General features: G+C 70.8%; 22 protein-coding genes. 19 read left to right on the forward strand and 3 right to left on the reverse strand.

Annotation, left to right across the window (positions count from 1 at the left end):
* Positions 1-104: 104 nt before the first annotated feature.
* Positions 105-539: a hypothetical protein gene (locus OG975_RS42520; RefSeq protein ID WP_406334971.1), complete on the forward strand. Its 435-nt coding sequence runs from the start codon at positions 105-107 to the stop codon at positions 537-539.
* A 93-nt stretch (positions 540-632) separates the two neighbouring features.
* Positions 633-1205: a YceI family protein gene (locus OG975_RS42525; protein WP_406334973.1), complete on the forward strand. Its 573-nt coding sequence runs from the start codon at positions 633-635 to the stop codon at positions 1203-1205.
* A gap of 251 nt (positions 1206-1456) precedes the next feature.
* On the opposite strand, the gene OG975_RS42530 is transcribed toward OG975_RS42525, so the two are convergent.
* Entirely contained in the window at positions 1457-2395 is a 939-nt protein-coding gene (locus OG975_RS42530) for an AraC family transcriptional regulator (protein WP_406334975.1), read from the reverse strand.
* A 111-nt stretch (positions 2396-2506) separates the two neighbouring features.
* On the opposite strand from OG975_RS42530, the gene OG975_RS42535 reads away from it, so the two are divergent.
* The 5 genes from OG975_RS42535 (at position 2507) to OG975_RS42555 (ending at position 5691) form a co-directional block, all read left to right on the forward strand.
* Positions 2507-3355, forward strand: coding sequence for an NmrA family NAD(P)-binding protein (locus OG975_RS42535; protein WP_406334976.1), 849 nt, complete (start codon positions 2507-2509; stop codon positions 3353-3355).
* Positions 3352-3798 carry a nuclear transport factor 2 family protein gene (locus tag OG975_RS42540; RefSeq protein ID WP_406334977.1) on the forward strand — a complete coding sequence of 149 codons (447 nt, stop codon included), beginning with the start codon at positions 3352-3354 and terminating at the stop codon, positions 3796-3798. The genes OG975_RS42535 and OG975_RS42540 overlap by 4 nt, the downstream gene beginning before the upstream one ends.
* Positions 3799-4172: 374 nt before the next feature.
* Positions 4173-4592 (forward strand): aspartate 1-decarboxylase, encoded by a 420-nt coding sequence (gene panD, locus OG975_RS42545; protein WP_327433801.1) that lies wholly within the window; start codon positions 4173-4175, stop codon positions 4590-4592.
* A 56-nt stretch (positions 4593-4648) separates the two neighbouring features.
* Positions 4649-4993 (forward strand): GNAT family N-acetyltransferase, encoded by a 345-nt coding sequence (locus OG975_RS42550; protein WP_330309131.1) that lies wholly within the window; start codon positions 4649-4651, stop codon positions 4991-4993.
* Positions 4993-5691: an aspartate/glutamate racemase family protein gene (locus OG975_RS42555; RefSeq protein ID WP_406334980.1), complete on the forward strand. Its 699-nt coding sequence runs from the start codon at positions 4993-4995 to the stop codon at positions 5689-5691. The genes OG975_RS42550 and OG975_RS42555 overlap by 1 nt, the downstream gene beginning before the upstream one ends.
* Positions 5692-6125: 434 nt before the next feature.
* Here the strand turns inward: OG975_RS42555 and gndA are convergent, their stop codons facing one another.
* A complete protein-coding gene (gene gndA, locus OG975_RS42560) occupies positions 6126-7565 on the reverse strand; it encodes an NADP-dependent phosphogluconate dehydrogenase (RefSeq protein ID WP_406334981.1) in 1440 nt (479 codons plus the stop codon).
* Between the two features lie 539 nt (positions 7566-8104).
* Between gndA and OG975_RS42565 the strand changes: the two genes are divergently transcribed.
* The 6 genes from OG975_RS42565 (at position 8105) to OG975_RS42590 (ending at position 15254) form a co-directional block, all read left to right on the forward strand.
* Positions 8105-9241 carry a SagB/ThcOx family dehydrogenase gene (locus tag OG975_RS42565; RefSeq protein WP_406334982.1) on the forward strand — a complete coding sequence of 379 codons (1137 nt, stop codon included), beginning with the start codon at positions 8105-8107 and terminating at the stop codon, positions 9239-9241.
* Positions 9238-10287 carry an alanine racemase gene (locus OG975_RS42570; RefSeq protein WP_406334983.1) on the forward strand — a complete coding sequence of 350 codons (1050 nt, stop codon included), beginning with the start codon at positions 9238-9240 and terminating at the stop codon, positions 10285-10287. Before OG975_RS42565 ends, OG975_RS42570 begins: the two co-directional genes overlap by 4 nt.
* Positions 10197-11525: an MFS transporter gene (locus OG975_RS42575; protein WP_406334985.1), complete on the forward strand. Its 1329-nt coding sequence runs from the start codon at positions 10197-10199 to the stop codon at positions 11523-11525. The genes OG975_RS42570 and OG975_RS42575 overlap by 91 nt, the downstream gene beginning before the upstream one ends.
* A gap of 4 nt (positions 11526-11529) precedes the next feature.
* Positions 11530-12813 (forward strand): trans-sulfuration enzyme family protein, encoded by a 1284-nt coding sequence (locus OG975_RS42580; protein WP_406334986.1) that lies wholly within the window; start codon positions 11530-11532, stop codon positions 12811-12813.
* Positions 12814-12829: 16 nt separating this feature from the next.
* Positions 12830-14014, forward strand: coding sequence for an OsmC family protein (locus OG975_RS42585; protein WP_406334987.1), 1185 nt, complete (start codon positions 12830-12832; stop codon positions 14012-14014).
* 100 nt (positions 14015-14114) lie between these two features.
* A complete protein-coding gene (locus OG975_RS42590; RefSeq protein ID WP_406334988.1) occupies positions 14115-15254 on the forward strand; it encodes a transglycosylase family protein in 1140 nt (379 codons plus the stop codon).
* Here OG975_RS42590 and OG975_RS42595 read toward each other — a convergent pair.
* Complete coding sequence (locus OG975_RS42595; protein WP_406334989.1) at positions 15244-16443, reverse strand: DMT family transporter; 1200 nt, start codon at positions 16441-16443, stop codon at positions 15244-15246. The two genes, OG975_RS42590 and OG975_RS42595, sit on opposite strands and share 11 nt — an antisense overlap.
* 210 nt (positions 16444-16653) lie before the next feature.
* On the opposite strand from OG975_RS42595, the gene OG975_RS42600 reads away from it, so the two are divergent.
* From OG975_RS42600 to OG975_RS42625, 6 genes are all read left to right on the forward strand, one after another.
* Positions 16654-17403, forward strand: coding sequence for a (2Fe-2S)-binding protein (locus OG975_RS42600; protein ID WP_406334990.1), 750 nt, complete (start codon positions 16654-16656; stop codon positions 17401-17403).
* A gap of 85 nt (positions 17404-17488) precedes the next feature.
* Complete coding sequence (glgA, locus tag OG975_RS42605) at positions 17489-18640, forward strand: glycogen synthase (RefSeq protein ID WP_406336710.1); 1152 nt, start codon at positions 17489-17491, stop codon at positions 18638-18640.
* Positions 18641-18720: 80 nt separating this feature from the next.
* Positions 18721-19941: a glucose-1-phosphate adenylyltransferase gene (gene glgC / locus OG975_RS42610; protein WP_406334992.1), complete on the forward strand. Its 1221-nt coding sequence runs from the start codon at positions 18721-18723 to the stop codon at positions 19939-19941.
* Positions 19942-20109: 168 nt separating this feature from the next.
* Complete coding sequence (locus OG975_RS42615) at positions 20110-22440, forward strand: GH92 family glycosyl hydrolase (protein WP_406334994.1); 2331 nt, start codon at positions 20110-20112, stop codon at positions 22438-22440.
* 177 nt (positions 22441-22617) lie between these two features.
* On the forward strand, positions 22618-23946 hold the full coding sequence (locus OG975_RS42620; RefSeq protein ID WP_406334995.1) for a wax ester/triacylglycerol synthase family O-acyltransferase: 1329 nt from the start codon (positions 22618-22620) through the stop codon (positions 23944-23946).
* Between the two features lie 112 nt (positions 23947-24058).
* Positions 24059-25579 carry an SDR family NAD(P)-dependent oxidoreductase gene (locus tag OG975_RS42625; protein ID WP_406334996.1) on the forward strand — a complete coding sequence of 507 codons (1521 nt, stop codon included), beginning with the start codon at positions 24059-24061 and terminating at the stop codon, positions 25577-25579.
* Positions 25580-25591: the final 12 nt, after the last annotated feature.

Raw genomic sequence — 25591 nt, forward strand, 5'->3', positions numbered from 1 at the left:
GGCAGGGGCTCCGGGGCCAGTGCGTCGTGTGAAACCGACCTCCGTTTGACATGCTTCGAACGGATGGCAGGGTGGTAGGTGGGGTCGAGGTTGGGAGGCTCGGCATGGCATCCGGTTGGGCACGGTGTTCCGCAGCGCGGCAACTTCCGCTCAGGGTCACGGTCGGCGCGTTCTTCCTGAACTCCGGGCTCGCGAAACGCGGTGCGGACGAAGCCACCGCCGAGAGACTGCACCAGTTCGCCGCCACGACCTATCCGTTCCTGGGCAAGCAAGACGCCCAGAAGTTCGTCCGGCTGCTCTCCGCCGGGGAGCTCGCCATTGCCACCACGCTGCTCCTGCCGGTCATCCCTGCCGCTGTCGCCGGGGCTGCGTTGACCGCATTCTCCGTTGGCACCCTCGGGCTCTACCTGCGTACGCCGGGGATGCGGCAGGAAGGCAGCCTGCGCCCGACCGAGCAGGGAACCGCGCTGGCCAAGGACGTCTGGATGCTGGGCATCGGCGTCTCCCTCATCGTCGAGGGCGTGAACGAACACGAGTGACGCACCACGAGCACGTCGGCACCCACCACTGCCGTACGCGCTCCGTGACCGCCATTGGACCATGCTGGTCGAAGGGGCAAGTCAGGGGCGCACATGACCATGACCAAGTGGTTGTTCGAGCCGGGTCATACCGCGGCGGAGTTCCGCGCCAGGCACATGATGGTCACCTACGTGCGCGGGCAACTCAAGAACGTGCACGGCTTGCTGGAGGTCGATCCCGACAAGCCGGAGGAGGCGCGCGTCGTGACGACGGTCGACGCGACCCAGGTGTATACCGGTCAGCCCGAGCGTGACGCCCACCTCCGCAGTGCTGATTTCTTCGACGTCGAGCACCACCCGACGTGGACGTTCGTAGGGTCGCGCATTCACCAGGTGAGCGGAACCGAGTTCGAGGTCACCGGAGATCTCACGGTACGTGGCGTGACGCGCCCCGTAACCTTCGACGTCACCTACTTGGGACAGTGGGACACCCCTTGGTGGGAGGAGGGGCGGGACCTCGGGCCCAGGCGCCGCGCCGGATTCACCGCCACGACGCGTATCAATCGACATGACTTTGGGGTGAGTTGGAACGATGTAATCGACCGCGGCGGAGTGGTCGTCAGCCCCATGGTCGATGTCATGGTCGACGTTGAGGCCGTCCTCGAGCCCGGTGAAACGGCCGCCTGAGCACGGCCAGCTCGGGCTGCGAGCCGACCGAGCAGCGAACGGCAACACAGGATGGGGCTTGCACAGCTCGCGATGGAATGACCGTGGCTCTGCTCACAGGAAGCAACAGCGTTTGCTCACCGGTTTGGGAGGCGGTGAGAGCAAGAGCCGAGTCGAACGGTTCACGGCTTTCGACAGCACCGGGCAGCGAACCCGTCTCGGCATGTCGACCAGCTGAGTCTCGGACGGGGAGATCCTGGGAGGGGAAGGGGTCAGTGTGCGTGGGAACCGTGGGCAGGGAGCTCCGGCTCGCGCAGCGACTCCCGTTGCCGCCAGGCTCCGGGCGGTTCGCCGTGGTGGCGGCGGAAGGCGGCGGCGAACGCGTAGGGCGAGCTGTAGCCGATCGTGCGGGCGATGGTCGCCATGCCGAGTTCGCCGTTCCGCAGGTGGTCGCGGGCGAGGGCCATGCGCCAGTCGGTCAGGTACTGCATGGGGGTCTGGCCGAGCACGTCGCGGAAGGTCCGGGCGAAGGCTGCCCGGGACAGGCCACTGATCGCGGCGAGTTCGGGGACCGACCAGTCGCGGCCGGCGTCCCCGTGCATCGCCTGCAATGCGGCGTTCAGGCGGGGGTCGGCCAGGGCCCGGTACCAGCGGGGAGCAGTGGGGCTGCGGCGGAAGTCGCTGCGGATGGCGAGGACGAGCAGGACGTCGAGGAGTCGGTCGAGCACGGTGGGCTGGCCCGGCTCGGAGGCGGCCAACTCGTGGGAGAGCAGCGCGATCACGTCCCGCAGCGGGTCGCCGACCGCCGCCTGCAGGGTGAGGACCTGTGGCAGCGCCTCCAGCAGCCCGTTGCCGATGTCGCCGGTGAACCGGTAGGCGCCGCAGAGGAACACGGTCGCCCGGGGGTTCTCGGCCTGCGCGTCGTGAGCGTGCCGGGCCCGGAATTCTTCCGGTTCGAGGCAGTCGGTGCCCGGCTCGTGCCCGATGTGGTGGTCCGGTCCGCCGCGTACCAGCGTCACCTCCCCGGGTACGAGTTCCACCGCGCGGCCCGGGTCGGTGAGCCACAGCCATCCCCGGCCGCGGACCACCGTGTGCACGGCCAACTGGATCGAGCCGGCCAGCCGCAGCCCCCACGGCGGCTCGGCGACCGTCCGGGCGAAGACCGCGCCGCCGGCGCGCGCCCGCGCCAGGTGATCCTGCAGTATGTCCACCCGACCATTATCGTCAGGACGGCCACACCCGGCAATGAAGCGAGCGTTTGACGCAAAAGAACGAGCTAATCACACATTGATCCGCTCCCTTGATGCTCTCACGATGGACCCATGACTGGATCACCACAGACCGCTCTCATCCTCGGCGGCACCGGCCGCACCGGCTCACTCCTGGCGAAGAAGCTCACCGAACGCGGCCTGGGCGCCCGCACCGCGGCACGCAACGGAGCCGACGTCCCCTTCGACTGGGACAACCCCACCACCCACCCCGACGCCCTGACCGGGGTCGACCGCCTCTACCTCGTCACCCCCGTCATGCGCGTCACCTACGCCGGCCAGGTCGCCGCCTTCCTCGACCTCGCCGAAGCCGCAGGCGTCCGCCACGTCACCTACCTCAGCACCTACGGCGCCGACCAGGCACCGCCCCAGGTCGACATCAAGGCCGCCGAGGCCGACCTCGCCGCCCGCAGCGGCATCACCCACTCCGTCCTGCGCCCCTCCTGGGTGATGCAGAACTTCGCCGACGCCCACCTGCCGGTCATCGACGGGGCTATCACGGTCCCCACCGGCGGCGGCAGGGAGGCCTTCGTCGACGCGGACGACATCGCCGCCGTCGCGGCTGAGACGCTGCTCGCCCCCACCGCGCACGCAGGCGCCCACTACGCGCCCACCGGCCCGCAGGCCCTCACCGTCGCAGAGGTCGCCGCCACCATCACCGCCGTGACCGGCCGGACCGTCGCGCACCACGACCTCGACCCCGAGGTGTGGATCGAAGGCGCCATCGCCGCCGGCCTCGTCCCCGCGGACTACGCGGTGATGCTGCGCTGGCTGACCGGCGCCATCTCCTCCGGCAACGGCTCCACGCCCAACGACGACGTCGAGAAGGTCACCGGCCGGCCCCCGACCGCCTTCCTCGACTTCGCCCGGCGCAACGCCCACGCCTGGACGGCGGGCCGGTGACCAGGCCCGTGGACGACATCACCGACTTCGCGGCGCTGGAACCGTTCTTCCGCATCGTCCAGGAGGGCCTGGCGGGCCTGGTCGACGGCGAGCACTTCTTCGACGTCCTGGCTGAGGACGTGGTCGTCGAGTACGTGGTCTCCGTCCCCGGCTACCCGCGCCGCATCCAGGGGCGGCGGGCGGTCGCCGACCTGTACCGCGGCTACGGCGACATCATGGTTCTGCACAGCGCGGACGGACTCGCCGTCCACCACGACCCCGCAACGTCCGTCGTCGTGTTGGAGTACGCCGTGCACGGGAAGGCGGTCCACACGGGACGCGCCTACGACAACCACTTCGTCTCCGTGATCACCATCGAGAACCGTCAGGTGACGCACTGGCGGGACTACCTCGACCCCGTCGCCGTCTTCCAGGCGATCGGGTGGCCGGCCGAGCCTCGCTAGACAGGGAGCTCGAAGCGCCCGCCGTGTGCCGCTGTGCGGGCAACAGCAATGGTCAGCACGCAGGGCACATCGTCTGGGGCAGGGCGGTCCCGCCGGCGCAGACAACTGGACCGTGCAGGTTGGCAGTGGCGAAGGTCACGGAGGCGAGTGAAGGCCGGTGCGTAGGCTGGTCGCCGTCGTTGTGGCAGCAGGTCCAGGGAGCTCGATGGACCCGGACGCGGTCTGACGATGCGTCAGGAAAGTCGGCAAGTGGTCAGCGTGAGTCCTCAAAAACCCTGCGAACGCTGACCGAACCTGCCACTCGTTGTAAGGTGAGGAAACAGCCCTTGACCTGCAAAAACGCAGGCAGGGAGCCTAGGTCCGGGAGTGCCTCCATGCTTCGCACCATGTTCAAGTCCAAGATCCACCGTGCCACGGTCACCCAGGCCGACCTGCACTACGTCGGGTCCGTCACCATCGACGCCGACCTGCTCGACGCCGCCGATCTGCTGCCGGGCGAACTCGTCCACATCGTCGACATCAGCAACGGCGCCCGCCTGGAGACGTACGTCATCGAGGGCGAGCGCGGCTCCGGAGTCATCGGCATCAACGGGGCGGCGGCCCATCTCGTCCATCCCGGAGATCTGGTGATCATCATCAGTTACGCTCAGGTCTCCGATGCCGAGGCGCGGGCGCTGCGGCCGCGGGTCGTGCACGTGGACCACGACAACCGGATCGTGGCCCTCGGCGCTGATCCGTCCGAGCCGGTGCCGGGCTCGGACCAGGAGCGCAGCCCGCAGGCGGTCACCGTCTGAACCCCGGCCGACGGCGGCCGAGGACGCGGCGGACCTGACGACCCGAGGAGTTGTCCATGAGTGACACAGAGATCCGCGACGACCGGGCGGGCGGTCGCCTGGAGGCGTTCGCCGGGGAGGAAGTCGTCGGCCACATCGCGTACTTCGTCCTCGAAGCGCCCGCCCGCGCCCTCGTCCCCGTGCACACCATCGTGGAACCCGAGCACGAGGGCCAGGGCATCGCGGGTTCTCTCGCCCGTGAGCTGTACGCCATCGCCGCGCGCGAGGGCATCGTGGTCGCGCCGCTGTGCCCGTACGTCGTGAAGTGGGCGGCACGCCACCCCGAGGAGGCGCCGGCGGCCGACCCGCGGCTGCTGGAAGCGGCGGTGGAGTGGCTCAAGGCGCACCCGGGGCGTTTCTGATGACGGAGAGCCTGCCGGTGATGTCCCGGCGGGGACCGCTCGCCCTGCTGCACACCTCGCCGTTGCACGTTCCCGTCTTCGACGCATTGCGCGACGAGGACCACCAGGGGCTGGAACTGCGGCACGTGGTGGTCGAGGAGCTGCTGGCCCGGGCCCGGCGCGAGGGTCCCGAAGCGGTGGCCGACGAGGTACGGGCGCTGCTCGACCAGGCCGTCGCGGAGGGAGCCGGGGCCGTGCTGTGCACCTGCTCGACGATCGGCGATGTGGCGGAGCGGGCCGGCGCCGGGGCGGTGCCCGTGCTCCGCGTGGACCGTCCGATGGCCGCCGCCGCGGTGGCCCTGGGCCCGCGCGTCGTCGTTCTCGCGACGGTGGAGAGCACTCTGGAGCCGACCGTCGCCCTCGTCGAGGAGGAGGCCCGGAGCGCCGGACGCCCGGTCGACATCCGTACGGTGCTGGTCGACGGCGCATGGGCGCTCTTCGAGGCGGGCGACATCGACGGCTCCGCCCACGTCGTGGCGGCCGCCGCCGACGCGGTCACCGACGCCGACGCGATCATCCTCGCCCAGGCGTCCATGACTCCGGCCCAGCGGCTGGCCATGACCTCGACCCCGGTTCTGTCCAGCCCCCGCCTGGGACTGGCCGCCGGGGCGGAAGCGGCGCGGGACAGTCGGCCGGGCAGGGTGGCGCACGTCCGGTAGGCCCACCTGGCCCGCATCCCTCGCGCGACGGGGTGAGTCGGCGCGCGGGGGCCGGGTAGCGTGGGACAAGTCCAGGGCCGACGTACGACTGGCTGGAGGACACCATGACGCATCCGATCCCCGACCCGGTGAAGCCGGGCCCCACCCCGGGCCCGGGCCCCGACCGCCCGCAGCCCTTCCCGGATCCGCGGCCCTTCCCGGACCCGAACCCGGGCCCGGGTCCCTCCCCGGAGCCTGTCCCGTCTCCGCCTCCGGCGCCGTCTCCGATCCCGAAGCCGCCGGGCCCGGACCCGGTTCCGGAGCCGTCGCCCTACTCCTGAGCGCGCATTCACGCTCCTGAGCGGACACTCACGCAGGCATCCGCCGGAGGACGCATCCGCCCCATGGGGGCCGACGGGTGACCGCACCGGGTCGCCCATCGGCCCCGCTGTCTTCTAGGAGGACACTTCCGAGCGGTCCGCGCCCCACAGCGTGTGGAACGACCCTTCCCGGTCCGTACGCCGGTAGGTGTGTGCGCCGAAGAAGTCCCGCTGCCCCTGGGTGAGGGCGGCGGGCAGACGCTCGGCGCGCAGGGCGTCGTAGTAGGCGAGGGCCGCGGCGAAGCCGGGGGTGGGGACGCCCTGGCGGGTGGCGGCCACCAGGACCTCGCGCCAGTCGTCCTGCGCGGCCGCGATCTCCTGCGCGAACGTGTCGTCGGACAGCAGGCTCGGCAGGTCGGGCCGGGCGTCGTACGCGGCGCGGATGCGGTCGAGGAAGGCCGCCCGGATGATGCAGCCGCCGCGCCAGATGGTGGCGACGGAGCCGAGGTCGATGTTCCAGTCGTACTCGTCGCTGCCCGCGATGATCTCGTGGAAGCCCTGCGTGTACGAGACGATCTTCGACGCGTACAGCGCCTGCTCCACCCGGTCCGCGAACGCCGCCGCCTCGGACTCGCCGAGCGGTGACGCCTTCGGCCCGGCCAGCCCGCGCGAGGCCTCGCGCAGCGCCGCGTGACCGGACAGGGAGCGGGCGAAGACCGCCTCCGCGATACCGGAGACCGGGACACCGAGGTCGAGGGCGATCTGGACCGTCCAGCGGCCCGTGCCCTTCTGCTCCGCCTCGTCCACCACCACGTCCACGAACGGCTTGCCCGTCGCCGCGTCCACGTGCGACAGGACCTCGGCAGTGATCTCGATCAGGTACGAGTCGAGCCGGCCGGTGTTCCAGGTGCGGAAGATGTCGGCGATCTGCGCGGGGGAGTACCCGGCGACATCACGCAGCAGCTGGTACGCCTCGCCGATCAGCTGCATGTCGGCGTACTCGATGCCGTTGTGGACCATCTTCACGAAGTGCCCGGCGCCGTCGGGACCCACATGCGTCACGCACGGCGCGCCGTCCGCCGCCTTCGCGGAGATCTTCTCCAGCATCGGACCGAGCGACTGGTACGACTCCGGCGAGCCGCCCGGCATGATGCTCGGCCCGTTCAGCGCGCCCTCCTCACCGCCGGAGACGCCGGTGCCGACGAAGTGGATGCCCTGGTCGCGCAGTGCGCGCTCCCGGCGCCGGGTGTCCGCGAAGTGCGCGTTGCCGCCGTCGATGATCATGTCACCGGGCTCCAGGAGCGGGGCGAACTCCTGGATCACCGCGTCGGTGGGCTCGCCCGCCTTCACCATGATCACCAGGCGCCGCGGCCGCTCAAGGGCCGCCACGAACTCCTTCGCGGTCTCCGCCGCCACGAACTCGCCCTCGTGGCCGAACTCCTCCACCAGCGCGTTCGTCTTCGCCACGGTGCGGTTGTGCACGGCGACCGTATAGCCGTTGCGTGCGAAGTTGCGGGCGAGATTGCGCCCCATGACCGCGAGTCCCGTGACGCCGATCTGGGCTGTAGTGCTCATACGGTTGGCTCCTAAGAGGTCCTGGTAAGAGGTCCTGGTATCGGTGATGCCGGTCGTGCTCGTCCGTACTGCTGGTCCTGCTCGTCAGTATTGCCCCCGGCCATCCTGACGCGTCGGGGAGGTGTACGCAGAAGAACCCCTCGGTGCCTCATCGGCCGACGTCACGGGACAGGGGCGATTTTCAGTCACGCCCTTGTTGCCGGTCCGCTTCCGGGCGCCTGCCGGTGCCGCCGTCGCCGCGGCTTCTGTCATGCGCGTATCAGGTGTGGCGGCACGGTGCGGCGGCCTGTCGGTACAGGAATCGGCGCATTTCGTCTGCCGCCCCGGTGGCGAGATGTCACCCAGTCGCTCTGGACGATTCATAGAGCGTTGAACTACGGTCAGCCGCGCCGGAATTGAGACCTCTCGAAGAAATGGAGTCCCCTATGTCCGAGGGAATGGAAATGGAATTCGAGGAATCCGCCTTCGACGGCTTGGTCGAGGACGAGTACGCGGTCGCCCAGACCTGTCAGCTTCCTACGGCGGCCTGAGACTGCACGGTGCGACTGCGCATATCACGCCTGTGCGTCTTCACCTGGCGCGACGGGCAGTTGGTCTGCGACGACCCGGTGCGGCGCCGCCAGATGGCACTGAGTTCAGGTGCCCAGCGGCTGCTGCACCGGTTCGCGGACTGGACGGACGTCGAGCGGGCCGAGGACGCGGAGTCCCGCCTGATCGGGCAGCTGCTCGCCGCGCACGTCCTGGTCGAGCAGGGCTCCGCGGAGCACCGCTTCGAGGAGACCCGGGGCCCGTGGGCGCAATGGGGCACCGCGGCCACGTATTACCACCTGGCGAGCCGTAATCAGAGCGACGAGAAATTCACGTCCGCGGCCGAGGACACCGCCTGGCTCGTGGAAAACCTGCCGGATCGCCCGCAGCCTTCGGGACTCAAGGAATATCCGGACGCCGAGCGAATTCCGCTGTCCCGTGGCGACGACAGTCCGCTCGCGCGGTCGGATCTGGCGCAGGTGCTGCGCGCCCGGCGTTCGACACGGAAATTCGACGCCGACAAGCCGCTGTCGGAGGCCCAGCTCGCTGCCCTACTGCGTTGGGTCGGTGGCCCACTGCACGAAGTGCGGCCCGAAGGGCTGCGGCCCGCCGTGCTGAAGGCCAGCCCCTCCCCGGGCGCCCTGCACGCCCTGGAGATCTACCCCGTCGTCCTGAACGTCACGGGCGTAGCCCCGGGGATCTACCACTACCACTCCGGCGCGCACGCCCTGGAAGCCCTGCGGCCGGGCCCCCTCGACCGCGAGCGGATCACCCACTGGTGCGGTGACCAGACCTATCTGGGTGACACCGGCGTGCTCCTGCTCTATACGGCGGTGCTGGAGCGCACGGCGTGGAAGTACCGGACGGGACGCGTCTACCGCACCCTCTTCATGGAGCTCGGCCACTTCAGCCAGACCGCGTATCTGGTCGGCACCGCCCTCGGTCTCGGCATGCTCTTCACCGCGGCGACCCGCGACGCCGAGATCGAGGACGCCCTCGGCCTCGACTGGACCAAGGAGATCCTGCTCGGCCTGAACGGCGTCGGTATCCCCGCCGAGGACGAAGTCGCCCGGCAACGGGCCATGCTGGCGGGCGGCACCGCCGACTTCTCCTTCGCCGGGGACGCGTGGGACGGACGCGACGCGTGAGCGATGACGCGGGGCGCCCGAGCCGTCCCCTTCTGACGGCGTACGTCGATGTCGACCGCCTGGAGCGCAACCTCACCCGCTTCCACGCCCTCGCCGCCGCGCACGGTCCGGCCGTACGGGCCCATGTGAAGGCCCACCGCACCGTGGAGATCGCCCGGCGTCAACTGCGGGCGGGCGCACGGGGCATCGCGGTGAACCAGGTGGCCCAGGCCCGGAGTTATGTCGCCGCCGGGATCACCGACGTGGTGATCGCGCACCCCTGGCGCGATCCCTGGCGGTGGCGGCTCATCGCGGAGCTGGCACGTGACTGCCGGGTCGCGGTCCACGTCGACAGCCTGGAGTCCGTCGCCGGGCTGTCCGCCGCCGCGGCATCGGCCGACAGCGTCGTGGGGATCCGCGTACAGCTGGGCACCGGCGACGACATCACCGCCACGCCCGACGACACCCTGGTCGACCTGGCCCGTGCGGCGGCCCGGGCACGCTCCCTGAGCCTCGACGGCATCACCGGATACCAGGCCCTCACCACCGCCGAGTCCGCGCCGGACCGCGAGGCCGTCGGCCGGGCAGCCGCCGAGTACGCCGTACGGAGCGCGGGACTGCTGCGCGCCCACGGGCTCACCTTCCGGACGGTCGCCGTCGGCGGCACCCCCACGGCGGAAGGCGCCCTGGCGGTGGAGGGGGTGACCGAGGTGTGCTCCGGTGCCTACGCACTTCAGGACGCCGGGATGGCCGCGATCGGCGTGTGCGCGCCCGATGACGTGGCCGTGTCCGTGACCGCCGAACCGGGTGCCGGCGACGCCCTGCTCGACGCGTATCCCTACCCGTGGCAGACCCCCGGCGAGCGGATGCCGCGCCCGGGGCCCGGGCCGGTTCACCTGCTGCCCCCGCACGTCTGCGCGCTGATGCCGCAGATCGACCACGTCACCGCCCGCGAGCAGAAACGGCCCGACAGCACATGGCACGTACTGAACCAGATGGACGAGCCGGACCGGGCGGCCCGGCCGGCGACGCGGTCACCTCAGACGGCGCGGACACCCCGGCGGTAACGGCCTCCCGGCTGTCGGTCCTGCGGATCGCGCCCTACCGCTGGTTCTTCCTCGGGCAGTTCACCTCCGCGTTCGGCGACTACGTGGTCGGACCGGCGCTCGCGTTCGCGGTGCTCGACCTCACCGGATCGGTCGGCGACATCGGTCTGGTGCTCGCCGCCCGCACGGTGCCCATCGTGTTGTTCATGCTGGTCGGCGGTGTGCTCGCCGACCGGCTGCCCCGGCATCTGGTGATGATCGGCGCCGATGCGGCCCGTGCGGTGGCACAGGCGGTCACCGCCGCGCTGGTGCTGTCCGGGCACGCCGAGATCTGGCAGCTGATGGCCTTGCAGGCCGTGCACGGCACCGCGAGCGCGCTGTTCACCCCGGCCGTCTCCGGCCTCATCCAGCAGACCGTGCCGTCCGCGCAGCTCCAGCCCGCCAACGCGCTGCGCGGCATGGCCCAGTCGGCCGCGATGATCGCGGGCCCGCCGGCCGCGACCCTGCTGGTCGTGACCGTCGGTCCGGGCTGGGCCGTCGGAGCCGACGCCCTCACGTTCGTGGTGAGCGCGGTCTGCCTCAGCCGGCTGCGGCTGAGCCGTACGGAGCACGTCGGCGGGCCGGCGGCCAGGGACCTGGTGGGTGATCTCCGGGCGGGCTGGCGGGAGTTCACCTCCCGGACCTGGGTGTGGAGCCTGATCTCGGCGGCCTCGCTGACGAACGCCTGCTACGCCGTCTTCATGGTCCTGGGACCGGCCCTGAGCGAGCGTGAACTCGGCGGCCCCGGCGCCTGGGGCGCGATCCTGACGGCCTTCGGAGCCGGTGCGGTGAGCGGCGGGGCGATCACCCTGGCGCTGCGACCGCGACGGCCGCTCAGATTCGCCGTACTGGCGGTGTCGCTGTTCGCGACTCCCGCACTCGTGATGTCGCAGTCGTCGTCCGCGGTGCCCGTCGCCGTCGCCGCGTTCCTGGGCGGCATCGGACTGATGGTCTTCAACCCCTTGTGGGAGACGGTGCTCCAGCAGGAGGTGCCGTCCACCGCGCTGTCGAAGGTCAGCGCGTACGAATGGCTCGGCTCCTACGCCGCACAGCCCTTCGGCATGACCCTGGCCGGGCCGGCGGCCGCCGTGCTGGGGATCCGGCGCACGCTGCTCGCCGTGGGCCTCTCCCACCTGGCGATCGCGCTCGCCCCGCTGGCCGCACGTGACGTACGTGAGCACCAGGTGCCGCGGGCCGTACCCACCGAACGGAAGGACTGACACCATGGCGAGGTCCCAGGGGAACGCCCCGGGCGCGGGGGAGAACCGGCCCTGGACGGACAGTCTTCAGCGCGGCCGGGTCCCCGGCCCGCGACTGCCCCAGCAGCGGGTGGTGGACGGCACCGGGCCCAGCACCCGCAGTGTGCACGCGGGCACCTACGAGGACCCGATCACCGGGGCGGTGGGCACCCCGGTGTTCCAGAGCACCACGTTCACCTTCACCGAGGACACCTACCAGGCGTTCGACCAGGGGCACATCCGCGACGTGCCGATCTACGGCCGGTACGGCAGCCCCAACCAGTGGTCGGTCCAGGAGAAGATCGCCTCGCTGGAGAACGCGGAGAGCGCCCTGATGTTCTCCTCGGGCATGGCCGCGATCACCACGACCCTGCTCGCGCTCACCAACCGCGGTGGCCACATCGTCAGTTCACGGGACGTGTACGGCGGCACCTTCAATCTGCTGCGCGAGGACATGCACCAGCTCGGCAGGTCCGTGACCTTCACCGACCCCACCGACATGGCCGCCATCCGGGCCGCGGTGCGCGACGACACACAGGTGCTGTTCTTCGAGACGCTCACCAACCCGCTCCTCAAGGCCGTGCCCCTGGTGGAACTGGGGGAGCTGGCCCGCGAGCGCGGCCTGCTCCTCGTCGTCGACAACACCTTCCTGTCGCCCGTCCACCTGCGGCCGCTGGAACACGGCGCGCACCTGGTGATCCACAGCGCCACCAAGTACCTCAACGGGCACAGCGACGTGACGGCGGGCGTCGTCGCGGGATCGCGCAAGTACGTGGACCGGACCTGGTCGCAGCTCCTGAAGTTCGGCGGCTCCCTGGACGCCATGATGTGCTTCCTGCTGGAGCGGGGACTGAAGACCCTGGCCCTGCGGATGCGCCGCCACAGCGAGAACTCCACGGTGCTCGCCGCGTTCCTCGCCGAGCACCCCGCGATCCGGGCCGTCCACCATCCGTCGCGCCCCGAGTACCCCTACCGCTGGCTGCACGACATCTGCCCCGACGGCTGGGGCGGCATGGTCGCCTTCGAGCTGCACGGCGGCGACGAGGCGGCCCTGAAACTGCTCGACCGGCTGGAGCTTCCCGTCGTGGCCACCAGCCTCGGCGGTGTGGAGTCACTGGTGAGCCTGCCGTTCAACACCTCCCACAGCTTTCTGACCGCGCGCCAGCGGCGTGAGGTGGGCATCGAACCCGGCCTGGTCCGCTTCTCCGCCGGTATCGAGGACCCCGACGACCTGCTGGCGGACCTCGACCAAGCACTCTCAGGACTGTGACGAAGGGCCCGCAGGCATGCGCAACGGACTGAACATCACCGGAGTCTCGGAGACCGTCCACGAACTCCGCGAGCACCCCGAAGAGGCGATCGCCGACTTCGCCGTCGCCGCGAGCGCCCGCACCGACGACCACGGCGTCTTCCGGGCCAGGGCACAGACCCTGCGCGCGGGCACGATCCGGGTCGCCCGCGACTTCCGCCTCAAACAACGGTCGTTCACCGCCGAAGCCGCCGGCGGTCCCACGCCGCACGGCTCGGACACCGACGGCATCCCCACACCGTACGAGTCCGCGCTCGCGGCCCTCGGCGCCTGCGTGCTGATGACCAAGGTCAACGGCTACACGGCCCGCGGAGTCACCCTCGGCGCGCTGCGCGTCACCGTACGGGCCGACCTCGCGCTCGACGCGGACGGGAAACCGGCCGCGGGCGCACCCCTGAGCCGCCTCGCGTGGCACTGCGCGCTCGACGGTGACACGTCCACCGACACGGTCGCTTCGATCAACCGGCTCGTCACCGCCTTCAGCCCCAACCACCGGGTGTTCCTGGACAAGTCACCGATCACCGTCGGCGCGCGCGTGGAACGCGGCGACGGCACCACCGTCGACGTCTCGGTCCCCTGGACTCCCGCGGCGGCGGAGACGGCAGCGGTCTGCCCGGTGGAGGCCGACGTCGTCTGGGAGAACGGCTCCGAGGCGGTCTACCGCACGGCGCTCACCGTGAACGGCGTACGCAGACAGTCCGCGCCCCTGGTCGCGGACCAGCCCAAGCAGCTGGTGGGCATCGACAAGGGCCCCAACTCCCAGGAGATCCTGCTCTCCGCGCTCTGCGGCGAGCTGGCCGCGCTCCTTGAGGAAGAGGCCGCCGCCGACGGCACGGAACTCCACGACCCGGTCCTGCGCGCCGACGGCCGGATCGACACCCGGGGCATGCTCAACGTCCACCGCGAGATCTCCAGCAGCTTCCACAACCTGGCCATCCGCCTCACCGCCCGCAGCGACGCCCCCGAGGCGCGGCTGAGAGGGCTGCTCTCCCGCGCCCTGTCCCGCGCGGTCCTGCCCGCCACGCTCCTCGCCGAACGCGCCATCACGGTCACCGTGGCGCACGGGGACGAGCCCCAACTGACGTACCACAGCACGGTCGAGGACGCGGAAGGGATCCGCGACGAGGTGACGCGACGTCAGCGGGAGGCGGCCGCCTCGTAGGCCACGCGAGGGGCACAGCACGACCGATTGCCCTCTTGTCATGGCCTGTTCGCAGCGCTTACTTTTGCCGCTCCTGACGCATGTCGAGGGGGGCTCGCTCATGGCCGTACGCGGTCGGCACCGCCGGTACCAGCCCAACAGGATCAACCGCGCCTCACTCACCGTCACGGCCGGCGGCGCGGGCATCGCGCTCCCGCTCGTCAGCGCCGGTGTCGCCCACGCGGCCGATGTCGGCACCTGGAACAAGGTCGCCGCCTGCGAGTCCAGCGGCAACTGGAGCATCAATACGGGCAACGGCTACTACGGCGGTCTGCAGTTCACCCAGTCCACCTGGGAGGCGTACGGCGGCAAGGCCTACGCCCAGCGCGCGAATCAGGCCACCAAGGACCAGCAGATCGCCATCGCGGAGAAGGTGCTGAAGGGCCAGGGGCCCGGCGCCTGGCCGGTGTGCTCGGTGCGCGCCGGACTGACCAGAGGCGGCGACACCCCCGACATCAGCCCGTCCGGCACCTCGCCCCAGACGACACAGCGCTCCGTACGGGACGTGAAGCCGCAGACCACGCCCCAGTCGCAGGCGGGCACCGCCGAGATGTACACCGTCGTCCACGGCGACACGCTCTCCGGCATCGCCGACTCCCGGCACGTCCAGGGCGGCTGGGAGCGCCTGTACGCCGCGAACCGCAAGACCGTGGGCTCCGACCCGGACCTGATCCTGCCGGGGCAGCGGCTGAACCTGCGCGGCAAGGCCCAGGCGCCCGTGCACACCCAGAGCGCGCCGACGTCGACGGAGAAGCCCTCGGCCGACAAAACCTCCTCGGAGAAGGTCAAGAAGGCTCCGTCCTTCGTCGCCCCCGTGAACGCGGCGACCGGCACGCCCTACCGTGCCGCCGGTTCGTCCTGGTCGAAGGGCTACCACACGGGTGTCGACTTCCCGGTGCCCACCGGCACGTCCGTGAAGGCGGTCGCGGCCGGTCATGTCGTGAGCGCGGGCTGGGGCGGCTCCTTCGGCTACCAGGTGGTGATCCGGCACGCCGACGGCCGCTACACGCAGTACGGCCACCTGTCCGCGATCTCCGTGAAGGCCGGGCAGAGCGTGGTGGGCGGCCAGCGCATCGGCCGCTCCGGGTCCACGGGCAACAGCACAGGGCCCCATCTGCACTTCGAGGTGCGGACGGGGCCCGGCTTCGGAACCGACATCGACCCGGTGGCCTACCTGAGGGCGGGCGGGGTCAGGATTTGACCCTCGTGCGGTGGTGGTTGACGAACGGCACCGGTAGATAGGGCCCGCCGTACAGGGCGGTGTAGTACGGCAGCTCGTCCTCGGCCACCGTGTCCCGCGACGCGCCCTCCACCGCCGGCACCCTCGTGGGAGCCGGTACGAAGATGTCGTTGCCGACGGGTTGCCCGGGGAGCCCCGCGAGCAGCTCCGCCTCGGCGGCCGTGAGCGCGGCCAGGTCCGACTCGACCATGCCGGGCAGCGGGCCCGGACCGGCCGCGTCGGCCAGCGGTGCCGATGCGACGGCGACAGGAGCCGGTTCGCCGACGAGGTCGTCGGGGTCCGACTCGACCGCGAGCGCGGCGGATGCGGTCGCCGGCCGCGTGCCGCTGATCCGCTCCGTCGTCAGCAGGATCAGACCGCCCGCCGCGACGACTCCGCAGCCCAGCGCGAGAACGGTGCCGGTCGTGCCGTAGCGGAAGGTTTCGCCGAACATCGTGATGCCTACGGCGGCCGCCACGACGGGGTTCACGACCGTCAGCGTGGCCAGCGGCGCCGCCAGACCGGCGCCCCGGTAGGAGGCCTGCGAGAGCAGCATGCCGGCCGTCGCGAAGACAGCGATCACGGCGAGGCTGGACAGGTCGGAGAGCGAGACCTGCTGCGACCAGTCCACCGCGACCGTCTTCGTGAACACCGAGGACATGCTGAAGGCGATGCCCGCCGCGACCGCGAGGAGCACACTGCGCACGGCCGGGTGCCGGTGCGCTGCGCGGCCCGCCACCATCAGGGCCGCCACCGAGCCGCCGGCCACCACGGCCAGCGCCACCCGCTGGGCGTCGCTCAGGGACTGCGCGTCGGAGGCGCCGACCAGCGACAGCAGGCCCGCGAGGCCCACCGTGGCCATGATCGCGCCGCGCCAGGCGGTCGCCCCGGCCTTGCGGCCGACGAACAGGGCCGCCATGGGAAGGGCGAAGACTATGGTCAGCGCGCCGAGCGGCTGTACGAGGCTCAGCGGGCCGTAGGCGAGGGCCACCACGTGCAGCAACCCGCCAAGGCCGTTCAACGCCACGGCGGCCCACCAGACCGGCCTGCGCATCGGTGCGTAGGTCTGGCCGGGGGAGGTCAGGGCGACCTGCTCCTGAACGATCGCTCCGCCCGCGTACGCGACGGCGGAAACGAACGAGAGCAACACGGACAAAGCGAGGGCGCTCATGAGTCCCTCCTCTGCGTACGGCGCGGGCCATCGGCCCGGCGCGGCGAACGGTCGGCTTCCATGCAAACAACTCTGCCCCGCGATTTAGTTCTCGTCGTCGTACCTGAGCAGGCATTGGGTCCTACTGCCGATGGAGTACGAATCGCCCACTGTCCTCCCCAGGGTGGGTTACACGGAGCTCCGACCCGCTGGTGGAATCCCCTAGGGGGCTTGGTACTACTGCTCTTCGTGGACCTCGACCCCGAACTCGCGGCGCTCGACGCGCTCGGCGGATTCTTCGTACTACGCACCGGCGTACCGCCGCGCGGCCCGCTGCCGACCCTCGCGCAGGCGTACGGTTCGCCACAGGTTGACGCCCCCGATGATGTTTACGCGGATCCGCTAACTTTTCGTGTGCGTAAAGTCACGCAGAGTATCCATGCGCCGGAATCGCGGATCGCGGCCTCGATCGCGCATCAGGCCCTCGCGGCCCGGCTGTGGTCGATCGCGCTCGGCGCCGCCGCACTGTACGGCCGGCTGCCCGACCTCGATCCGGAACTGCTCCACTGGGATCCGGACGGCAGCGCTCCGGACGATCTGTGGCTGGCCGAGGTGCGCGCCCTGCCCGTCACGGCCGCCGACGAGGTCGTACGAGCCGGTCACCTCGTCCCGCTGGCGGCGGCCCTGCACTCCCGGTACCGCGTCTCACCAGGCCTGTTGTGGGGCAACGCGGGCTCCGCCCTGGCCGGCGCCGTACGCCAGCTGGACCGCTGGGCGCGGGCCGACAACCATACGGAGGTGGGCGATCGGGCCCGTGGTCTCGCCTCCGCTCTCTTCACGCACCCCGACCTCTCCGGCACCCTCGACCCCCGCACACTCCGCCGCCGCAGCTGTTGCCTCTACTACCGCCTGCCCGGCGGGGGACTGTGCGGCGACTGCTGCTTCGACCGCCCGCCGCGGCCCGTGCCCCGCCGTTCCTGACGGCCGCGGTCCCCGTGTGCTCTTCCCCAACTGCCCCATCTGAGTGACCATGAGGGACACCAGCCGCTATGACGGGGGGTTCTGTGTGCGCGTGGGACTGCTGACCCGGGAGTACCCGCCGGACGTGTACGGCGGTGCGGGCGTCCATGTCGAGTTCCTCGCACGCGAGTTGCGCGGCCTCACGGACCTGGATGTGCACTGCTGGGGCGAGGGCGCCGCGGGCGGAGTCTTACGCCACCGGCCCTGGCCCACGCTCGACGGCGCCAACGACGCCCTGCGCACCTTCTCCGTGGACCTCTCCATGGCCGCCGCCCTCGAAGGCCGCGAGCTCGTCCACTCGCACACCTGGTATGCCAACCTCGCCGGACACTTCGGCAAGCTCCTGTACGGCATCCCGCACGTCATGACCGCCCACTCGCTGGAGCCGCTGCGCCCCTGGAAGGCCGAGCAGCTCGGCGGCGGCTACGCCCTCTCCAGCTGGGCCGAGCGCACCGCCATCGAGTCCGCGGACGCCGTGATCGCCGTCTCCGGCGCCATGCGCGAGGACATCCTCAGCTGCTACCCGGCCCTGGACCCGGCCAAGGTGCGCGTGGTGCACAACGGCATCGACACCTCCCTGTACCAGCCGGACCACGGCACGGACGTCCTCGACCGCATCGGCCTCGACACCGGCCGCCCCTACGTCCTGTTCGTCGGCCGCATCACCCGCCAGAAGGGTGTGCCCCACCTCCTGCGCGCGGTACGGGACATCGACCCGTCCGTGCAGGTGGTGCTGTGCGCGGGCGCCCCCGACACCCCCGAGATCGACCGGGAGTTCCGCGACCTCTTCCAGGAGCTGAGCCGCGTACGCGAGGGAGTCCACTGGATCCCGCAGATGCTGCCGCGCCCCGACGTCATCCAACTCCTCACCCATGCCGCCGTGTTCGTCTGCCCCTCGGTGTACGAGCCGCTCGGCATCGTCAACCTGGAGGCGATGGCCTGCGGAACGGCCGTGGTGGCCTCGCGGGTCGGCGGGATTCCCGAGGTGGTCGAGGACGGCGTGACGGGTGTCCTCGTGCCCGTCGAGGGCGACTTCGAGGCGAGTCTGGCGACCGCCCTCGACTCCGTGCTCGCCGACCCCGGGACCGCCCGGCGGATGGGCGAGGCCGGACGGGAGCGCGCGGTGCGGGAGTTCGGCTGGGACGCGGTGGCCCGGCGGACCGTGCAGCTGTACGAGGAAGTCCTCAAACCGGGGTAACCATCGGACAGACGTAGTTCAGCGACGGGGCCGCCCCGGTACAGCGGGCGCGGCTCGACCGGGCGTAGAGGGGCGGCGGTATGCGGCGCGGTGGGCCTTCGGTGCTGGGAATCGTACTTGCGGGTGGAGAGGGCAAGCGTCTGATGCCCCTCACCGCGGACCGCGCGAAACCCGCGGTCACCTTCGGCGGTACGTACCGCCTCGTCGACTTCGTGCTCTCCAACCTCGTCAACGCCGACATCCTGCGCATCTGCGTCCTGACGCAGTACAAGTCGCACTCCCTGGACCGGCATGTGACCACGACCTGGCGGATGTCGAGCCTGCTCGGCAACTACGTCACTCCCGTCCCGGCCCAGCAGCGGCTCGGCCCCCGCTGGTATCTGGGCAGCGCGGACGCGATCCTGCAGTCCCTCAACCTCGTGCACGACGAACGGCCGGACTACATCGCGGTGTTCGGCGCCGACCACGTCTACCGCATGGACCCGCGGCAGATGCTCGCCCAGCACATCGAGGGCGGCGCGGGTGTGACGGTCGCCGGGATACGGGTGCCGCGCGCCGAGTCGTCGTCCTTCGGGGTCATCAGCCCGGGCTCCGACGGCCAGACCGTGCAGGGCTTCCTGGAGAAGCCCGCCGATCCGCCCGGTCTGCCGGACGACCCCGAGTGCGTCTTCGCCTCGATGGGCAACTACATCTTCACCACCAAGGCCCTGGTCGAGGCGCTCCAGCGGGACGCCGAGGACGGGCACTCCGTGCACGACATGGGCGGTTCGATCCTTCCCATGCTCACCGACCGGGGCGAGGCACAGCTGTACGACTTCAGCGACAACCACGTACCCGGCGAGACCACCCGCGACCAGGGCTACTGGCGGGACGTCGGCACCCTCGACGCGTACTACGACGCCCACATGGACCTGATCGCCGAACGCCCCGCCTTCAATCTCTTCAACCGCGGCTGGCCCGTCTACACCAGCTCCGGGCAGCTCTCGCCGGCGAGATTCAACGCCGGTGGCATCGCCAGCGAGTCCATCATCAGCGCGGGCTGTCTGATACGGGGGCAGGTCACGAGGTCCGTGCTCTCACCGGGCGTCGTCGTCGACCCGGGAGCCGTCGTCCAGGGCTCGGTCCTGCACGACAACGTCAAGATAGGCCGGGGTGCGGTGGTGCGCGGCGCGGTCCTCGACAAGAACGTCGAGGTGCCGCCGGGCGCGACCATCGGCGTCAATCCGGAGCGGGACTCCGACCTCTACACGGTGTCGAAGGGCGGGGTGATCGCGCTGGGCAAGGGCCAGCGCGTCTCGTAGCCGCCGCGCGCGGACAACGGCCCCGGTCGCCGGGGCTGTTGTCCGCGCCCCTCTCACGCCTCTTTCATGCCTCTTTTATCTCCCTTTTTCATGTCCTTGCCGGGGAACCCGGGCCCCAGCCCCGACCATGCGGGAAGACATCGATGTCGAACCATCGGAGGCTCCCGCATGAGATGGACCCGGCGCCTGCGCCTGTGCGCGGCCGGGCTGGTGACAGCGTCCGCGCTGTTCGCCCCGCCCACCGCCCAGGCCGCCGAGCCGCGCGACGGCCAACTCGCCGGTCTGGTCGACCCGTTCATCGGAACGGCGAACGAGGGCAACACCTTTCCCGGCGCCGCGGTGCCCTTCGGCATGGTGCAGTTCTCGCCGGACACCGGCCACAAGACCGGCTACGACTACTCCCAGAACCACATCCGAGGCTTCTCCCTCGTCCATCTGTCGGGCGTCGGCTGCGCGCTGGGCGGCGACCTGCCCGTACTGCCGACGACGGGTGACGTCACCCGGACGGACTACGCCACGTACCAGGCCGAGTTCAGCCACGACAGCGAGAAGGCGAGCCCCGGCTACTACAAGGTCGGCCTGAAGACCGGTATCGGCGCCGAGCTGACGGCCACCGCGCGCACCGGTGTGCAGCGCTACACCTTCCCGGCCACGGACAAGGCCAACGTGCTGCTCAACGCCGGGCAGTCGCTGCACAGGACGGTCTCCACCAAGGTCGAGATCCTCGACGACCGGACCGTGCGCACGGCGATCACGGGCAGCGGCTTCTGCCGGGCGACGAAGCCGTACACCGTGTACACCCTCACCCGTTTCGACCGGCCGTTCACGACCTCCGGAACCTGGAACGGCGACACCGTCACCGAAGGCTCCAAGGAGTCGGTGAGCACGGGACGGGGCGGCGCCTTCGTCCGTTTCGACACGACCAAGGACCGTACCGTCGAGGCGACCACCGCGCTCTCCTACGTGGACGCCGGCGGCGCGGCCGCCAACCTGCGCTCCGAGGGCGGCCGTTCGTTCGACGCCGTCCGGAGCGAGGCGCGCCGCGCCTGGGAGGACCGGCTCGACGACGTGCATGTCCGGGGCGGCAGCGACACCTCGCGCCGGGCGTTCTACTCGTCGCTCTACCGGTCCTTCCTCGCGCCCAACACCGGCAGCGACGCCGACGGCCGCTACACCGGCTGGGACCAGAAGATCCACCGCGTCCAGGGCTTCACGTACTACCAGAACTGGTCGCTGTGGGACACCTACCGCACCCAGTCACAGCTTCTGTCCCTGCTCGCGCCGCGTGAGGCGCGGGACATGGCGATCTCCGTCATCAGGATCGGCGAGGAGAGCGGCTGGCTGCCCAAGTGGGGCTACGGCACGGTCGAGACGAACGTCATGACCGGCGATCCGGTCACCCCGTTCCTCACCAACGCCTACCAGCAGGGCCTGCTGAAGGGGTACGAGGCCCGGGCCTACCGCGCGTTGAAGAAGAACGCCGACGGCGTGCCGCCCGCCGACTCGCCGGCGGTGGGCCGCGACGCCGACAAGGAGTACATCGCGGACGGCTACGCGCCCTACATCAAGGGCCGTCCGCACACGAAGCTCGGCGACTCGGACTACGACCACGGCGCGTCCGCGACGCTGGAGTACGCCCTGTCGGACGCGATGCTCGGCGCGATGGCGAGGGATCTGGGTCATGACGCGGACGCCGCGCGCTATGCCGCCCGGGCCCAGAACTACCGCACCATCTATGACAGTTCGACCGGATTCTTCCGTGCCCGGGACGCCTCCGGCGCCTTCGCCGGACCGGCGGACCCGGCCAAGAGCGTGGGCTTCCACGAGGGCACGTCCTGGCAGTACCAGTGGCTCGTGCCGCAGGACCTGCCGGGCATGACCGGCCTGATCGGCGGCCGGCGGACGGCCAACGACCGGCTCGACTCGTTCTTCGCCTACGAGCAGCTGCTCAAGGACCCCGCGAGGACGGCCCGCGAGGTGTGGGTGAACGGCCCGTACGCCTACTACAACGCGGACAAGTACAACCCGCAGAACGAACCAGACCTCATCGCCCCGTACACCTATCTGTCGACCGGTCAGCCGTGGAAGACGACCGATGTGGTGCATGCCGCGTTGACCCTGTTCACGGACGGGCCGACCGGAGTGACCGGCAACGACGACCTGGGCACGATGTCCGCCTGGAACGTGCTCTCGTCCATCGGGATCTTCCCGGTGCAGCCCGGTGAGGACACCTGGGGCCTGTCGACGCCCGTCTTCGAGCGCGTCGACCTCACGCTCGACCGGGGCTACTACCCGAAGGGCGCTCTGACCGTGACGGCGCCGGGCAGCTCGGGCAGTGACCGGTACATCCAGTCGGTCCGGGCCGACGGATCCTCGTACGGTCGTACGTATCTGACGACCGAGGCGCTACGGGGTCTGCGCTCGCTGTCCTTCACGGTCGGCCCCGAGCCGTCCGACTGGGGGACATCCGCCGAGGCCGCGCCGCCTGCCCTGAAATGACCGCAGACGGGTTAACGCGCACCTCAGGCACCACCTGAGACCCTTGAGCCCCGCCCCTTCCGCGAGGGGCGGGACTTAATCTGCTGTTAACTATGCGTAGCTTGATCGTACTTGACCGTAATCGCCTCTCGGCGATTGACTGCTTTCTCACCCGTTTGTCGACGCGAGAGCAAGCCTTTGACTCCTGATCTCCTCGCTCCACTCGACCTGGCCTTCTGGAACATCGAGTCCGCCCAGCACCCCATGCACCTGGGCGCCCTCGGCGTCTTCGCGGCCCACTCGCCCACCGCGGGCGCGCACGCCGCCGACCTGCTCGCGGCCCGCGCGGTCGCTGTTCCCGGGCTGCGTATGCGGATCCGTGACGTGTGGCAGCCACTCGACCCGTTGGCCTTCGGGAGCGCGGCCCGCGAGCCCGCGCCCGACTTCGAGCCGCTCGACCACGTACGGCTGCACGCGCCGACCGCGGACTTCCACACGGTCGCGGGCCGGCTGATGGAGCGCCCGCTGGAGCGCGGCCGGCCGCCGTGGGAGGCGCATGTGCTGCCCGGCGAGGACGGTGTGTCGTTCGCCGTGCTCTTCAAGTTCCACCACGCGCTCGCCGACGGGCTGCGGGCGCTGATGCTCGCCGCCGCCATCATGGACCCGATGGACATGCCGGAGCCCCGCCCGCGCCCCGCCGAGCCGCCCCGGGGGCTCTTCCCGGACGTCCGCAAGCTTCCGGGCCTGCTCCGCGGCACCCTCTCCGACGTGGGCCGCGCCCTCGACATCGGCACCTCCGTCGCCCGCGCGACCCTGGGCGTGCGGTCCACGCCCGCCCTGACCTCGCAGCCCACCGGCACCCGGCGCACCGCGGGCGTGGCCCTCGACCTCGATGAGGTGCACCGCGTCCGCAAGACCGTCGGCGGCACCGTCAACGACGTCCTGATCGCCGTCGTCGCGGGTGCCCTGCGCCGCTGGCTCGACGAACGCGGCGACGGCAGCGACGGGGTCACCCCCCGTGCCCTGATCCCCGTCTCCAGGCGCCGCCCGCGCACCGCGCATCCCCAGGGCAACCGGCTCTCCGGCTATCTGATACACCTCCCGGTCGACGATCCGGACCCGCTGGGACGGCTGCGTACGGTGCGTACGGCGATGGACCGCAACAAGGACGCGGGGCCCCATCGCGGAGCGGGCGCCGTCGCGCTGCTCGCCGACCACGTACCGCCGCTCGGGCACCGGCTCGGCGGGCCCGTCGTCGGTCAGGCGGCCCGGCTGCTGTTCGACATCCTCGTCACCAGCGTGCCGCTGCCCAGCCTCGGCCTGAAGCTCGGCGGCTGCCCGCTCACCGAGGTGTATCCGTTCGCCCCGCTGGCCCGCGGGCAGGCGCTGGCGGTGGCTGTCTCGACGTACCGCGGACGCGTCCACTACGGGCTCGTCGCCGACGCGGAGGCCGTGCCGGACCTCGATCTGCTGGCCCGTGCGCTGTCCGAGGAGGTCGAGACGCTGATCATCGCCTGTGGTTCCTGAGGGCCGTTGATCATCTCGGGTTTGGTGCCGCGGACGATTCCTCCGTAAAATTCCGCCTTCGAAAGCGAGCGCGGTTCGAACGCGGCGCACAACCCGAGGAACGGCAACGGCGATGACGGTGACAGAGGACAGCCAGGCGACCCCCGCCGTGGACACGGCAGAGGTCGCGGAGGTCTCGTACGGCCCCGGCATCGACCCGGAGCGGCTGGCGGTCTGCCTCGGCGTGCTCGACGAACTCGAGAAGATCGATGTCGACCACCCCGACGCCATCGCCGTGCGCCGCGCCACCGCGGGCGTCTACCGCATGGTCAAGCAGCGCCGTCGCCAGGAGCGCCGGGCCGCCAAGACCGCCCACGACAAGGCGGTCACCGAGTCCACCGCCACCGGCTCCGCCCAGCGCATCGACGACGAGACCGAGGGCATCCTGCCCTCGTCCGTGACCGAGGCGGGCGAGATCGCCGGGATACTCCAGCGCCCGCGCTCCTGCTACACCTGCAAGACGCGGTACGTCGAGGTCGACTACTTCTACCACCAGCTCTGCCAGGACTGCGCCGCCCTGAACCGCTCCCGCCGCGACGCCCGCGCCGACCTCACCGGCAAGCGCGCGCTGCTCACCGGCGGCCGCGCCAAGATCGGCATGTACATCGCGCTGCGGCTGCTGCGTGATGGCGCGCACACCACGATCACCACGCGGTTCCCCAAGGACGCCATCCGCCGCTTCAAGGCCATGGACGACGCGGCGGACTGGATCCACCGCCTGGAGATCGTCGGCACCGACCTGCGCGACCCGGCCCAGGTCGTGGCCCTGGCCGACCAGATCGCCGCGCAGGGTCCGCTCGACATCCTGATCAACAACGCGACACAGACGGTGCGCCGCCTGCCCTCCGCGTACGCCGCGCTGGTCGAGGGCGAGAGCGCCCCGCTGCCGGCCGGTGAACTGCCCGCCCACCACGTCATCGGCGCCTTCAACTCCGGCGCCGTCGACGGCGGCGGACTGACCGCGCTGCCTGCCGGTGTCACCGGGCTCGACGCGCAGAAGGTGGCCGATCTCGCCCTGGTCGCGGGCAACGCCTCCGTGGCCCGGCACCTCGACGGCTCCGCCATCGACGCGGGCGGCCTGGTCCCCGACGTCGTCGACACCAACACCTGGGTGCAGAGCATCGACCAGATCTCCCCGGTGGAGCTCCTCGAGACGCAGCTGTGCAACTACACGGCGCCGTTCATCCTGATCAGCAATCTGCGGTCGGTGATGGCCGAGGCCGCGCGCAAGGCGGAGAGCAAGCGCGCGTACGTCGTCAACGTCTCGGCGATGGAGGGCGTGTTCGGCCGCGGCTACAAGGGCGCGGGCCACCCGAACACGAACGCCGCGAAGGCCGCCATGAACATGGTGACGCGGACCAGCGCCCAGGAGATGTTCCAGACCGACGGCATCCTGATGACCTCGGTCGACACCGGCTGGATCACCGACGAGCGCCCGCACCACGACAAGCTGCGCCTGGCCGAGGAGGGCTTCCACGCCCCCCTCGACCTCGTCGACGGCGCGGCCCGCGTGTACGACCCGATCGTGCGCGGCGAGCATGGCGAGGACCTGTACGGCGTCTTCATGAAGGACTACGCGCCCGGCAAGTGGTAACCCCGGAGGGTC

This window comes from Streptomyces sp. NBC_00203 (assembly GCF_045206325.1).
Taxonomy (GTDB): domain Bacteria; phylum Actinomycetota; class Actinomycetes; order Streptomycetales; family Streptomycetaceae; genus Streptomyces; species Streptomyces lutosisoli.